General features: G+C 27.6%; 13 protein-coding genes. All 13 read right to left on the bottom strand.

What is annotated here, in order from left to right:
* Window positions 1–112: 112 nt before the first annotated feature.
* The 13 genes from ACWYO2_RS00365 to ACWYO2_RS00305 all read right to left on the bottom strand — a co-directional run bounded on the left by ACWYO2_RS00365 (window position 113) and on the right by ACWYO2_RS00305 (window position 15,191).
* Window positions 113–1,009: a DUF7916 family protein gene (locus tag ACWYO2_RS00365; protein WP_455514511.1), complete on the bottom strand. Its 897-nt coding sequence runs from the start codon at window positions 1,007–1,009 to the stop codon at window positions 113–115.
* Window positions 1,010–1,021: 12 nt separating this feature from the next.
* Entirely contained in the window at window positions 1,022–1,723 is a 702-nt protein-coding gene (locus ACWYO2_RS00360; RefSeq protein ID WP_455514510.1) for an ABC transporter ATP-binding protein, read from the bottom strand.
* A gap of 36 nt (window positions 1,724–1,759) precedes the next feature.
* The gene (locus ACWYO2_RS00355; protein WP_455514509.1) at window positions 1,760–2,545 is read right to left on the bottom strand and encodes an ADP-ribosylglycohydrolase family protein; all 786 of its coding nucleotides are present in this window, start codon (window positions 2,543–2,545) and stop codon (window positions 1,760–1,762) included.
* A gap of 268 nt (window positions 2,546–2,813) precedes the next feature.
* Window positions 2,814–5,915, bottom strand: coding sequence for a DEAD/DEAH box helicase (locus tag ACWYO2_RS00350; protein ID WP_455514508.1), 3,102 nt, complete (start codon window positions 5,913–5,915; stop codon window positions 2,814–2,816).
* Window positions 5,909–6,733, bottom strand: coding sequence for a HamA C-terminal domain-containing protein (locus ACWYO2_RS00345; RefSeq protein ID WP_455514507.1), 825 nt, complete (start codon window positions 6,731–6,733; stop codon window positions 5,909–5,911). The genes ACWYO2_RS00350 and ACWYO2_RS00345 overlap by 7 nt, the downstream gene beginning before the upstream one ends.
* Window positions 6,734–6,745: 12 nt before the next feature.
* Window positions 6,746–8,032, bottom strand: a complete 1,287-nt coding sequence (locus tag ACWYO2_RS00340) for an AbiJ-related protein (RefSeq protein ID WP_455514513.1) — start codon at window positions 8,030–8,032, stop codon at window positions 6,746–6,748.
* A gap of 5 nt (window positions 8,033–8,037) precedes the next feature.
* On the bottom strand, window positions 8,038–8,259 hold the full coding sequence (locus ACWYO2_RS00335) for a hypothetical protein (protein WP_455514506.1): 222 nt from the start codon (window positions 8,257–8,259) through the stop codon (window positions 8,038–8,040).
* Window positions 8,260–8,537: 278 nt separating this feature from the next.
* A complete protein-coding gene (locus ACWYO2_RS00330) occupies window positions 8,538–10,793 on the bottom strand; it encodes a DEAD/DEAH box helicase family protein (RefSeq protein WP_455514505.1) in 2,256 nt (751 codons plus the stop codon).
* Entirely contained in the window at window positions 10,790–11,239 is a 450-nt protein-coding gene (locus ACWYO2_RS00325) for a hypothetical protein (protein ID WP_455514504.1), read from the bottom strand. The genes ACWYO2_RS00330 and ACWYO2_RS00325 overlap by 4 nt, the downstream gene beginning before the upstream one ends.
* Window positions 11,239–11,541, bottom strand: coding sequence for a hypothetical protein (locus ACWYO2_RS00320; RefSeq protein ID WP_455514503.1), 303 nt, complete (start codon window positions 11,539–11,541; stop codon window positions 11,239–11,241). Before ACWYO2_RS00320 ends, ACWYO2_RS00325 begins: the two co-directional genes overlap by 1 nt.
* 96 nt (window positions 11,542–11,637) lie before the next feature.
* Window positions 11,638–12,186: a DDE-type integrase/transposase/recombinase gene (locus tag ACWYO2_RS00315; protein ID WP_455514502.1), complete on the bottom strand. Its 549-nt coding sequence runs from the start codon at window positions 12,184–12,186 to the stop codon at window positions 11,638–11,640.
* A 342-nt stretch (window positions 12,187–12,528) separates the two neighbouring features.
* Window positions 12,529–12,729: a hypothetical protein gene (locus tag ACWYO2_RS00310; RefSeq protein ID WP_455514501.1), complete on the bottom strand. Its 201-nt coding sequence runs from the start codon at window positions 12,727–12,729 to the stop codon at window positions 12,529–12,531.
* Window positions 12,730–13,466: 737 nt separating this feature from the next.
* Complete coding sequence (locus ACWYO2_RS00305) at window positions 13,467–15,191, bottom strand: DUF262 domain-containing protein (RefSeq protein ID WP_455514500.1); 1,725 nt, start codon at window positions 15,189–15,191, stop codon at window positions 13,467–13,469.
* Between the last annotated feature and the right edge of the window lie 75 nt (window positions 15,192–15,266).

Below are 15,266 nucleotides of genomic sequence, written 5' to 3'. Positions count from 1 at the left end.
ATTTGATTATATCAGTTTGTTTTGTTTTTGTCAACAGTAACAAAAAAACGGCTTAAACACTAGGTTTTAAGCCATTTTATTTTACATATTTTTTTTAATGTAAATAAAAAAATTATCTTAAATTTGATCTTGCTATCATATTTATAGTATGTCTTTCTCCTCTAATTACCATAGAAATTTCAAATATATTCATATATGGACTAACTCCAAGATGAGTACCATCTCCTGTATGTTGTATATCAAATCCAGCCATTTTATTATACATAGCTATCTGTCTTACAACTTCAGGTCTTGAACTTTCTTGACTTGTTCCTATAGCTGACATAGCTAATTTTCCTCTTTTATGTATTTGTTTTACTATTGGTACTATAAGCTCTAAAGTTATTCCAGGTACTGTAGCTATAGCAGGTAGTAGTATAATATCTGCTCCTGCATCTATAAATTTATTTATAGCTTCCATATCTACTATTTCTTCATCTACTCCTGCACCGTGCATTTTACCAGCTATTATAACCCCAGAAAAATTATCTTTTGCAATTTTTATAGCTCTTTCTATCTCTTTATTAGTAACACCTGTTGCAGGATTTCCTGTTAAACAAATAAAATCAAAACCTAATTCATCTGCTTTTTTAAGACTTTCTACACTTGATGTTCTACCTAAAGAAATTTTTTCTACATCTTCTAACATCTTAGCACTCAAATCTACAGGTTCAAGATTTACTCCAACTGGTCTTCCAACTAATTTTTTTAAATCTCTAATAGGATCATCACTTTTTGGTAATCCTGTTATATTTACATCAAATACATCTATTACATTTAAAAGTATAAGATCTGCTCCAAAAGCACGTGCAACTTCACTGTTAGTAAGACTAGGATCAACAGATCTACCTGAAGCTATATTTTCAGAAAGAACTGTTCTTCCTTCGCTTGCATGTATAGCATTCAATAATTCCTCCCTATTCATAGATAAAAAATCACTAGCATTACAATTTAATAATCTCTTAGCCATATTTTCTCCCTTCTAATATTCTATATCTTCAATAGACTGTAAATTTTTATTTATTGTTATACTTTGTACTCTTGTATCATGCATTCTAATCACCCTATCTGCAATAGGGGCAAGAGCCAAATTATGTGTAACTATTATAACAGTAGAACCTTTAATCCTTGCCATATCTTGTAATATTTTCAATACCTGTTTCCCCGTGTTATAATCCAAGGCCCCTGTAGGTTCATCACAAAGTAATATTTTAGGATTTTTAGCAACTGCCCGTGCAATAGATACTCTTTGTTGTTCTCCACCTGATAATTGTGATGGAAAATTATTTATTCTATTACCTAATCCTACTTCTATTAAAGTTTTTTCTGGATCCAGTGCATCTTTTACTATTTCTGATGCTAATTCTACATTTTCTTTAGCAGTTAAATTAGGAACTAAATTATAGAACTGAAAAACAAAACCTACATCATTTCTTCTATACTCAGTTAATTGTTTAGCATTGAATTTAGATATATCTACTCCATCTATTATTACCTTACCTTCATCACAAGTATCCATTCCTCCCAGTATATTTAATACTGTAGATTTACCAGCACCTGAACTTCCAATTATTATTACAAGCTCTCCCTTTTCTATTTCAAAATTAATATCATTATTAGCTATTATTTCTACTTCCCCAACCATATATTTTTTATAACAATGCTCCATTTTAATATATGCCATAACAACCTCCTATTATCTAACTAATTTAATACTATTTTATCTATATTTATTTTCAAATTCAATTAAAATTTTTAATAAATCTTCATCAAGAAAATTTATAGCTTGTTTTCTAATATTATCTGGTATTCCATAATAAGCTTCAGCAATTCCACCACAAATAGCAGCTAATGTATCACTATCACCACCTATTGATATTGCATTTCTTATTGCATCTTCAAAATTAGTTGATTCAAAAAATGCTTGTAATGCCTGAGGTACAGTATTTTGAGATGTTTCATTAAATTCGTAAGTATCTCTAATTTCATCTAAAGTAAAATCTAAAGTGTAATAATTTTTTGTAATAAAATCCCTTATTTCAGAAATATCTTTTCCAATTTTAGCTAAATAAATCGCCACTGCTGTAGCTTCAGCTCCTTTTATTCCTTCTGGATGATTATGAGTGATTTCAGTTACCTTTCTTGAAAGACTTTTTGTTTCCTCTAAACTATTAGCAACAAATCCAACAGCGCTAACTCTCATAGCTGCTCCATTACCATAACTATTATACGGTTTAGGATTATCTGAAAATATCCAATAAAAAAAGTTGCCCCCATATCCACAATCAGGATAATTTCTACCAATTTTTTGCATAAAATTTTCAGTTTTTTCAGATAAATCACTAAAATCTTCTTTACTTTCTAATATAGCTTTTGCAACAGATAAAGTCATAATACTATCATCTGTTGGAAAACATTCAGTAGTAAATAAATCAAATTCTTTATTTCTGTTATTATTCCACTCAAATCTTGAACCAACAATATCTCCAATTATTGCTCCTAACATATCTTCACCTCTTAATTATAAGTTTACGAAGTTATTTTACACATTATAACACTTCCATTTTGATTTTTAAAGAACTAAATTTTGAAAAAAAACTGTAAAATATTCAAATACTGAAAATTTTTTTATAAAAAAAATTTAATATAATTTCTATAAAATCAACACTGATTTTATAGTATTTTTAGAATATTGACATTAACAGATCGAACTGTATCAAATTATAAATATGTGGAAAAAGAGATTAAGAGGTAATCTTTATCTCTTTCCAATGTTAGTGTATCTTTTTTAATCTATCTATGAAATATAATGGATAATTTTCCAATAACTCCTTTAATTTTTCTTTATTCCTCTTTATTGCAGATTTTATTTTCTTTTTTGTACTACAGTCAAATTCACTTATTTCATCAGCAATTTTTTGTGAAATAATTCTATCCGAAAATCCAAGTTCATATATGTGTACCGACTCTTTATTAGGTAATCCATATCTTATTCTATAAATTATATCATTTAAAGCTTCCTGTATGTTTTCACTACAGTCTTTAGTTTTTAATATCTCTACAATAGCCTGTATTATCCTTAATGATACAAATCCAAAGTCTGAATCACATAATGTTATTATATCTTCCAAAGAGATATTCCTGCTCTTTTCCCCCCGTTTAATTAGCAAATTCACTGACTTTGAGTAGCACCAAATTTGAATATAGCTTTTACCATTAATCCACATTTTTAATAGCTCATAAACATGGCTATCATCAATCAACTTAGGTATAAGCTTACAATTTCCCGATTCTTTCAATTTATTAGCAACCAGGTTAATTAATGTATCAAAATCGGCATTTGCTATTTCATATAAATTCTCATCTATAAATCTAGATAATTTTTTCATTGTCAGTATACCTAACATACTTTTTCTATAAAGCAACCTGTCACCAACTTCAATACTTTCAATATTACTTCTAATGAGATTATAAATATTTTTCAGTTCTTCCCTTTCATCTTCATTTGCCAAGTGATAACCGTATGTGGATTTTATAATTTCAAAACTCTCATCTTCTATATCTGTAAATCCGAATATAAAATTTTCTAATGACACTAAAATATGTTCTATTTCATTCATTTTATAAAAAATTTCTTCACCATATTCTCTTCCTTGCTCTTTATTTTCAAGAATCCCTTTTTTTGTTTCTGTATATTCTGCCTTATTAGAATATCTAGACTCAATATATTTTTTCAAAAAGTCAAAAGAAATTACTTTATTATTTCCCAAATCAACTTCTCTGACCAATTTCAAAAGATTACTATAACACTCCTCAGAATTATCAGCATTAAGTAATCGTTTATAATTATTTAATTTATAATCCTCTTTACAATTTTTATAAATATCTTCTGTTAAAATGATTGTCCCTTCTGTTTCTTTTCCTGCTCTTGCAGTTCTTCCAATCAAATTATGAAAATCTCTAACCTTAATTACCTGCTTTGATTGATAAATACTAGATACAATTAAATATTTAATAGGTAAATTTACACCCTGTGCCAGCGTAGAAGTACATACTACACAACGGATTAAGGATTTTTTCAATGCATATTCTTCAGCAATTCTTACCCCGTTAGGCACTCCCGAATGATGCCCTACAATACCATTTAATGCTGCTATATATAAATTGTTTTCACCAAGATGTTCTTTTATTAGATATGCAATTTTTAAATGTTCAGTTTTATTTAATGATGTAGAAAAATCCTCTAACGAGATGCCCCTTTCTTTCAAATCAATAAATCTCTTTAAAATATTATTTACAGTATCTTTTTTAGAACAGAAAATAGCAATACTTCCATTCCTAATCAGTTTAATCGCATAGTAAATACCTACATCTTGCTTATTACTTTTAAAATCAGGAAAATATCTCTGTTTTTTCTCTTTACCTAACTTATTTAACGCTTTTGTTTGAGCTACTCTAGGTACATAAAATTCTTCCTCTAAATTTTTATTAGGTTCCACAAAATAAAGATTACTATAAGCATTATTGATATTAGTGGAAGTAAATGTATTAAATGCTACCGTTTTTTCTGATGTCTTAATAGTATTATTCCTTATTACAATACCATCTTTGTTAATCCATGTATTTAGCTGTTCAGCATTCGAAATTACTGCTGAAACTAATATTTTCTGTGCATTTGGTTTAAGATAACTATTAATAGTTGTTAATAAAAGTTCATAATCTGTCCCTCTTGTTTCATCATCAAACAAATGAGCCTCATCAAAAACAATCATGTTAATACTTTCAATTATTTCCGTATTGTGTTTTAAAATATAAGCCAACTTTTCTGGAGTCATAACAATTATTTTTTTGACAATCGACTCAGATGTGACTAATTCTATTTCACTAGGCTCAGGAATATCAGAAAACTCAGTTACGGTTATATTTTTATCAAACGAAAAAAATTTCTCCATATCAAACATTATTTCTTTACATAATGCCCTAAATGGAGCTACAACAATTACAATAGATGTTCTTTTAGATAAAAAGGCAGATTGTATAGCAAGGGAAATTGATGTGGTTTTTCCTGAACTTGTTGGCATTTGAATAACGCCCGATTTCCCTTTGAAAATTCCTTTTTCTCCCAACAAAATCTGAGATGACCACATTTCTTTCATCATCGTATTATTCCTAAATGTTAAAATCCAATTGTCCTTATCAAGTCCTGAATACAGTGACATTAGATTAATACATGAGTTGTAAATTTTTTTCTTCAAAATTGCCAAAATAATATCTGTAAATAATATTTCTCTATCATTCCCAAAATGATAAACATCATCTCTAAATTTTTCAAATTGAGCTTTCTTTAGATTCTCACCATTAAAAAACCTATTGTGATAATTAATTAGTTGGATAATATATCTTTTGTATTTTTTATCTATATCGGAAACATCAAATTTATAGTTGCCATCTAACAGCCATATTATTACATTTTCTAATCCAGAAGCAGAAAATTCAAAATTATTCCAATTATGATGCATAATACTCATCATTACTTGTGAGCTACCATTCATATTGCAAAAATAATAAGTAACCGCTCCCATCAATATATAATATGGATTAAAATCAATACTCATTTTAGACTGAAAATAAGCATCAAAAAAACTTGATACAAAATACAATTCTTCTTCCTTTTCCTTCGAAAGAATTATAGGAGCTTGTTTCATGTTCCATATTTCATTAGAAATGTCACCAACAACACCAATGCTAAGCAATATAAGGTTATTTGCTTCTTCTTCAACTTCTATATGAAGATTTTCTGGCACGCTATACTCATACATTTTTGCTTTTGCTCTAACTTTTTTCAAATAGTATTTTGAAGTACTTTCTATCAACATGAGCAAGCCCTACTATATAAATTTTTTAAGAAGCGCAGCAATTCTTTGGAATGAATTATCAATATACTCGTAGATTTTACATTTTCATGCTGACTATTAACCACATCCAAAACTACCTGGTCTGAATACAAATCACTATCCATCACAGCAACTGCAAAAAAATCTAAGATATATGGATTATCTGTTTTGTTTTGAAATCGCTCCACAATATTAGCTTCTTTAATCCTACCTCTATTTAACAATTTTAATTTTTCAGCATTTAAAGATTCTCCGACTCTAACTCTATCTTTATTAGAATCCGTAATTGCATCAGTAACAATCTTTATGCAAGCCTTAGTTTTATTTCCAAATATAGATGAGCGAGTTTTAACCTCTGCAACTAATAATTTATCATTTTTACTTCTCTTATTATAACTTTCCATTTTATATCCAATAACATCACTACCATGAATAGGTGTATTAGGATTAACTTTATTAAAATATCTGATTCTTGGAACATAGTATTCTAAAACATAATTTATATAGTCATATACTAACAGTTCACCAAATTCCCCTGACATAGTTGCTGCACCTTGAGGAATTTTTGGATTTGGAAAAATCATTTTTTCTAAATATTTTTTTTTCGTTAATCCAGTTCCTGAAATTGCTTGTTCTAACAGATGTTCTTCAATATAATTATTTCTTAATCCAGATGCCCAACTATTCAAAATACTATTAGCTAATAATTCATTATTAAGTTTATATACCTTTATTTCTTTTCCACTTGAATAAGGAATAGATTTATCAAATACAAAATATTTACTATTATCAAAAAACAAATTTATACCCCCTTACTGTAAATCTTCTATTATTATAGAAATTAATGCTAAACATCTTTTATAGAAATACTTGCAATGTAATTCATTACTAATATTTATTTGATTGATCTCATGATGTCTTATTCGATATAAGTTTCCTATATCAGTCAATGTTTTGAATTCATCATTAAAGATTTCCCAGATATCTTTATTCCCATAACTTATATCATTAATGATTTTTTCTGCTGATTTTTTCTTATCCAAAGTAAAATGATAAGTCTTCATTCTTTCAAACGCATCCCAAATTTTTTCAACAGCATATGAATAATTACCTTTATTATACAAATCTTCAGCTATTCTTATTAACTCTTCAAGACCAACTTCATTAATATTTATTGAATCATCAACTCCGATTGTTTTATTATTTATAAAATGTATTTGTTCATTTCTAATCTCTACATTAATATTATTTAATTTAAATATTGTATTTATATCATTTTCAAATTGAGAAGATTTTGTAGTATTTCTATTAAAACTTTCAATAACGTCAAACACAATGAACGGTGAAGTACCTTCTTTAAAATCAGCAAATTCTTTTATTTCTACAAGTTTGTTTTCCACATAATGTTTTGGAATATAAAACTTAGTAATATCCTCTAAAACTAAGCAATTTATTGATTTATAATAATTAAAATTGGTTTCAGATGTAAACCTAAATGTTTCGTTATATTCATTCATCACCTTAAAAAGTTGATGTCTCGCTGCATTAGGAAGTTTAATACCGATTTTGTTATTATTTATTAAAGACTTATTTCTTTCTGAAAAAGGGATATACATATCTGGTTTCTTAATATATGTTCTCCATCTAAACACATCTCTTCCTGATATCTTACTCGAAGCAATAATCTCATATCCATCTTCTTGCAATAGAGTATTTATTTTTTCTAAGTACCTTCCCCATTCTTTATTCTCATCTCTTACTTCTGGATGAAAAACTTCACATAAAAAATCTAAAAAAACATTATCCGTTCCATCTATCAAATTAAATCTTTCATCTTCAAAAATCCAATTATCTATATAATCTCCATTTCGTGTATGAAACTTAATTTCTTGCTCTGTATTTTTTAAATTAGTATCTTCTAAACTATCCAAAATGTCTATTTTATATAATCTTTTAAGAAATTCTACTACACCAAAACGACCATAATAAGGGTAATATATAGTTTCCTCTCCTAGCCAATTATCTTCTGTTATGCCACTTTTAAACAAATCAATTATATCTCTTCTAGTAATACTTGATATATTACCCAAATTAATCACCACCTTTACCGTTTATTTTTCTTCATAATCTTATCAAAAATTGTATCGTTTAACCATTTACTAAAGTTAGAATTATTTGTCCATTGTCCAAATAATTCCATGTTATCTACCATTATAATTCTGAAAACTTCTTTTAACGCTGAATGATACTCTCTTTTGATATTTTCAATATCTGAGTTTTTTATAGTATTTTTGAATTTCTCATTTTTCATAACCATTTTAGGCATCTCTTTGATTTACCTTACAACATTATCTTTATCTTGCTAGTCAATATTCCCAAAAATATCATCAAATATGGATATAATATTTTTTAATATATCTAATTCGACTACATCTTTTTTACCAGTTCTAATAAATAATATTGGGTGATTCTGAAATTTATTTATAAATTGTTCTATTTACATTTTAAAAACATCCTTCAAAAATATAATAATGTATCTCTTCAAAAAAACTTGAATATTATACTTATAATTACAATAATACATCTTAACAATAAATTATTAATCTAAAATATTTTATCAATTAATACCCACCTATCATCACTCATATTCTCTACATATTCAGTATTATTTAAATATAATTCATCATTTTTATCTCTTACAAATCCAAATTCATAATTATATTTATCAGCAAACTGCTTAAATGCTATAAATTTATTTTCTATTTGGACATCAATATTTTTACTCTTTCCTTGTTTTTCTCCACCTTTTGTTTCAATAAGCCAAATGGTTCCATCTTTAAGTTGAACAATATAATCTGGATAAAATAGTCTCTGTTTATCAAAATTTGTTCCATAAACTATTGAAAGATATTGCTGACCACTATCTCCATTTTTATAAACAAACTCTATATTTTCATTTTTCTCACAATACTTTTCAAATAGTCTTTCTGATGTAGAACGAAAATCATCTGTAATCATAGATGTATTATAGCCCTTATATACATTACTTGCCAATTCCTTTATATATCTTTCAAAAGGAACATATCTATAATGTTCTTCAAGAGGAATTTTAAATTCTTCTACTTTATTTTCAAGAAACATAAGTTGATCATATCTTTTCCCAGAAAATTCAATAAAATCTCTTTTTAAAAAATCTACGTTATTAATAATAAAAGCATAATACTCTCTTAAATTTAAATTTAATAATTTATACTTATTATTTCCAAACCCTTTTAAAAATAAAGTTTTCAAAATTTGATTAGTTTTACTGTATTCAAGACCTACATGTTTTTTTATTTCATCAATATTATGTCTAAGCTCAATACCATGTGTATGTGTATTTACTTCAATAGACATTGTACTATAATTAGCACTTTCTTCATTCACTTCCATTAAAGTTGTATATCTACCAGTTAAATATTTTCTCGAAAGCAATGTCCCAAAAATAAAATTATTATTTTCTAATAATTTAATATTATCTACTTTTATATTAGAAAGATTATATTTATCTTTAAAAAATTCATATACTCTATTTCTAATAGCTCTCTCATCAATATAGTTTCCATCAAGATTTCTTGTTTCTTTAACAAGTTTTACATTTTTATATTCTTCTTTTAAAAATACTCTTTGAGTTTCAAAAGCATTACCCGCTTTAATAACTTCCATTTTATATTTTTCATCAAATGTATATAAATATGAACAATCTAAAATTTCTTTACCATAATGTTTTGCTCTTGGCATACGTCTTAAACGACCAAGTGTTTGTATTTCAAAAGTTTCACTCATATTCTCACGAAGTTTAACAAGTATCTTTGCACGTGGACAATCCCATCCAGTAGAAAGTGCTTGTTTAAATAATAAAAATACAGGAGTAGCATTTGAGCGAGTAATACTATCTTCAGCTGTTGTTCCAATATTTATTTTACCTAATTTTTTAGATTTTTTATCTTTATCTTCTTTGTTTTCAGCAGAGAACCAACTTGCAAGAAATTTATTTTCATAAGAATAACCCATTGTATTTAATTTTTCTTCAACATGTTCTATAAGTTCATCATTTAAATTAGGGAATTGAATTAATACAAGTGGTCTTATATCTTCATTTTCATCAATATACGCCTTAGCAATTTGTTTTCTAATCTCATCTGCTTTTTCTAATAAAATATCTGTTTCATGTAATATATTTTCAATTTTTACTGTATGAAGTCCATCATTAATATACATAAATCTTGTAATAAGTCCTTCATTTATTACATCAATCTCAGGAATTTCATGAAATTCACCAACTATTCTTTTATTTGGAGTTGCAGATACACGAATTTCATATCTAGAATTAATACTTGAAATAATATCATCTGCTTTTGAAGTATTATTTTGATGTTCCTCGTCTATAATCACAATAAAATTTAAATTTCTATTATGTGCCTCACTGATTCTTTCAAAAAGATTTTTTCTTTCACTATCTCTAATAGCTGTATTATCTTTTTTAGTAATAGTTTCCCAGTTAATAAAATAAGTCGTTTCATTTTCAAAACCATTATTTAAAATATCAAATAAATTCCCCGTCTTTAGATTAGGAGCAAAACGTTCCATTTTTTCTTTAGATTGTTCTTCAAGTTCTCCTTTACCCGGACAAAACCAACAAATAACACTATCTTTATTATAATCTAAATATTTTTCAACATAAGCAACTAAAATAATAGTTTTACCAGAACCAGTAGGACTTTGTATAACTATTTTAGGTTTAGAATTACTATCCGTTGTTTTATCAAATAAAAAATCAATAGCATTTTCTTGAAAATTTTTAAGTTTTATACCTATCATAATTCTCCTACCTCCTTTAATTCATCTCTAAAATAATATTCTGGAATTTCAATTATATTAACTCTCTTTTCTTCCAATATTCTTTGATTGCTTCTTGATAAGAAAATACCAGAACTCATAAATAATTTCCCATCATTTTCAATCTTAGATATTATTTCATCTAATTTATCTTCATCATTAATAATAATATATTTTTTTTCATCAATTTCAATAGCATATTCAAGTTCAATTAATTCTTTAATATTCTTCATCATCTTATCCAATATACTTTCCTCTGTATCATAAAATTTAGGTATAAAATCTGTTTTATAGTATTTCAAATTATGCGGTAATTCTTCTTGAATATTTTTAAGCCTTTGATAAGTAACTTCTTCACATATATTATTTTCATTATTTGTACAAAGAATATATTTACGATTTCCTCCATCTTCTTTGTTAAGTTGCATTACAGCATGACCTGTTGTACCAGATCCCCATGATCCATCTCTTTTTCCCTTGCCATAACTCTTGCAACACCATCAGGAATTGCCTCAAAGTTGAATTTAAGATAAAACAAAGGTAATATTCCAACCATGGAACTTCCTTTCACACCATCACCACCATCTGATATTCCCGTTCCTGCCACCATCATGTAAGGAATAGTGACTTTACTTACATCATACGGCCAGCCAAGTCCGTTTACCAATTCAATATGTGTGGTGCTGGCTGTCCACATCGCTTTATACAAATTTCCGTTATCCTGATTCATGACTGCATTAATTACACCAACACCACCCTTTGAATGTCTGGCAATTCCGATATTTTTTGTGTCAATATGGTGATAAAAGATACTGTCAGAAGCGTCTTAGTTGTCAACACATATGTTACACTTTGAGAAGTATTCCGATACAACTTGGTTTGGACTCTTGAAATCAAGAACTGTTTTTGCTGTCTTATTATACCTAGCCTCATGCTTTGATACTTGTTTTCTTAGTTCTTTTTCACTTGTAAATACTTTTCTTCCATAGAGAATCTTTCCATCCTTCCTATGACTTCTTTCGACTTTACCATTTTGCCAAGGTGAATATGGTCTTATCCTTCTTAACTCCATGTTCAATGCTTTTGCAGCTTTCTCAAATGCACTTTCACGCTCTGTACGATCACCATCATTTACAAATTCACTGCCATTATCAACTTGAATCATACGAATAGGAAATCCCATTCTCTTTTCTAATTCCTGTAAATACTTACATGTTTCATATGTGCTCTTCTCTTTTACTATTTTTAGTACTCGTTTTCTGCTGTATTCATCTATTCCTGTAATTTGATAGTATCTATTTCCGTAGCTTGGAAATCGTATACATTCAGCCGGCACATACTTGCAAAGTTTTTTGTATAGCCTTTCTCTTTGCATCTGATGAAAACCTCTGCGAATCCATATACTCCATTACATTTAAGCATTCTGCGTATTAAGGCAAGTTCTTCTTTTGTGTGAGCGTTAGGACTATTATGTGGTCTTCTTGATTTAAGCGCTAGGCTTCTAACATCTCCGTTGTATTTTTCTAACTGGCGATAGACAAACTGTCTATTAGTATGATATCGCTTTGCAGCACGTGTTACACCATGCTTAATTGCATATTCACATAAACGCTAGCGGAAACGCATTTCTTCGGTTATACTTTTCATGAGAGGACTCCTTTAGTACTTGAAAGTTTGTGGTAAAACCTATTGTACCAAAGTTCCTCTCTTTTTTTATTTATTTCTGTAACATATGTCTTATCACATTACAATTTATAGTTTTTTCATATCTGGAACAATATTCTAAAAGTTGTTTTTTATTTAAAGAAACATTGATTCTTTTAGATATCTCTATATAATTTTTTAAAGCTTTATCTTCTAGTAAAGCTTTAATTCCTGACGAAATAAAATTTTGATGAAGAACCATAACTCCATTCAATAGATTATTCACCTTTACAATTGGAGTATACTTCGAAATATAATGAAGTAATTTTTGAATTTCTCTTAAAAAAACTTCTCATTACTATTCCTCAAAAGATTATTAATACGCAAAAAATCTTCAAATAAACCCTTTTGAGTTCTTTAATTCAATACTGTAATTTGACCCATCACAGTTATAAAAATCTCAAATCCATCTTCTCCAAATTGTTATAAAGTGGTCAAAAAAGGACTAAATCCATGATCTGGAATAATTGAATCTCTTAGGTACATTTTCCTAACAGGTAGCCCTGCTAATAACTCCACACACCACAATGGGAAGCCTGGAATATCTTGAAATTCTGACACATTCTTTAATTTAAGTTCTCCATTTTTAGACAAATTTATTTCCACAGAAATTTCCGTTGAACATTTAGGACAATTAACGATAAAAGGGGTTCTATTATCTTCTGCTTGAATTCGTATGTTTATTTTTTTATTACATGTTAGGCAACTAATAAATTTATTTATTAACACAAAAAACTCTTCTCAACTTCAATTTATTATTCCTTATTTTGATATGCTGTTTACAACATTTATTTTCGTAAAACTCTCCTAAACAGCACACCAATCATTCATTTTTTGATTTTAAACATTGGCAGAAGCTATAAATCCCTTGTATTTAGTTGACTATTTGCCACTGTCATTATCATGACACGAAATCCAACTAATAAATCGTAAAAAATCTAGTTACTCTCACTATTTACTTTCATTTAATATATTGTCATAATAATATTCTCCTAATATTTTGGATCTTTCCTCTATATCATTTTCATTAAAATTTGGATATTTATTGCAAAAATTCAGAACTTGATCATATTTTGATTTTTTATATACTTCTAATTTTTCTTCATAAGCTAGATCACTAGCTTCATTATTTAAATCAATTTCTAAACATATTAAATTTCCAATGAATAATGTGTTATCGTTTGATATATCTTCGTTAATTATGTGTTCTATAGATGAATCTATACTATAAACTTCGCTATTATTTAATTTTGATGAAATTTTATTCAATACATATTTTGTTATTGTATTAGTTGGAGTCTCTTGTTTAGAAAACCTTAAACGGACAAAACCTGAAAGAAACTCTTCTTTTTGGGGATATCTGTCCCCAAACTCTTGATATAAGTATTTCTTTAAAATATTATTTGTATCACTTTTATTTTTGCTTTTTCTCAATTCTATTGCCAGCTTAGAAAATCTTGACTCATAAATATTTGCTTGATTTTTTAATACTCCTGTATATGCGAAAATAAAGTTTTCAATGTAATTAACCGCATCCTTGAAAGCTTTTGATGATATTTTGTCATTTGATTTAAGTTCAAATAATGCTAATAGTGCTATTCTTGCTTGTGTAACGCCAAATGTTTTCTCTATGGCTTTTAAACTCTGGATTAACCAATTATATTCTTTTCTGTTATCATAATCATCTATATTAGGACTTACTATTTTCATATATGTCTCTGCTATAGTACTTAAATCTTCAACAAATTCCTCATATGATTTTTTATTAGATTTAATATATTCTTTAAAAGAATCATATAGCTTTGAATTAGTTGTCTTTCGATATTTTGAAATCCAATAATGCCTATAAAATGTAGCAAATCCAATATTGGGATTTCTACTTCTCAATGTAGTTTTAATTCCCTCCCATTTATTTTCTATAATCTTATCTTTTGCATTATCGTCAGCATGAAATTCAGAATATATAGTATTTTTAATTAAATCAATACTCGCAAGGTTTTTCCCCTTTGCATTCAATATTTCAAATATCTCATAAGCCGAATCTTTTTCTTCCGTTAAAATAGATATAACATTCATCTGAAGAATCTGATCTCTAATTGCTATCAACAAATCTTTATAAGGAGTATTTTTATTGAAATTATATTTCCCTTTTAACTTCATCTCCTCCAACTCTGACTCAAAATAATTATAGGTTTGTTTTATGTTAATTTCTTCTTCGGTTGCAGGTTCAACATCCGTTTTTTCAATTGACTGAACATATGCTTCAAAATATGGATATGAGGTAATACTTTTTAACTTAGGAATGGGCCTTCCATAATCATCTTTTGTTTTAACATATTCAAATGTTGCTTCTGCTAAATCTTCTTCTTTTATATTTTTGAATTTATTGGTTAAAACTGATAACAATATAGTAATAACTGTGAGTCTTTGTTGGCCATCAATAACTTCTATACTTTCATCTTTTTTTTCAGATCCTGAGAAAACCATAGTGCCTATAAAGTAATCTGTGTTAATTAGCTTTTTATCTTCCTGTTTTATTCCTTCAAGTATATCTATAAAAAAAGTGTTATAGTAATACTTATCCCAGCTATATTCTCGTTGAAAATTCGGAATACTCATCATAGGATATGAACGAAACATTGTTTTAATTGTTTTGTTTTCTGGTGTAAATTTCATTTTGCCTTCCTCCCTATTAATAATTTTTCTATAATTTTAGTCCTTAAACCCAGTGTTCATCGTTACTATCTGCCG

The organism is Pseudostreptobacillus sp. (assembly GCF_977040545.1).
The sequence above is the reverse complement of the archived record's forward strand: the minus strand, read 5'-3'. Positions and strand labels throughout refer to the sequence as shown.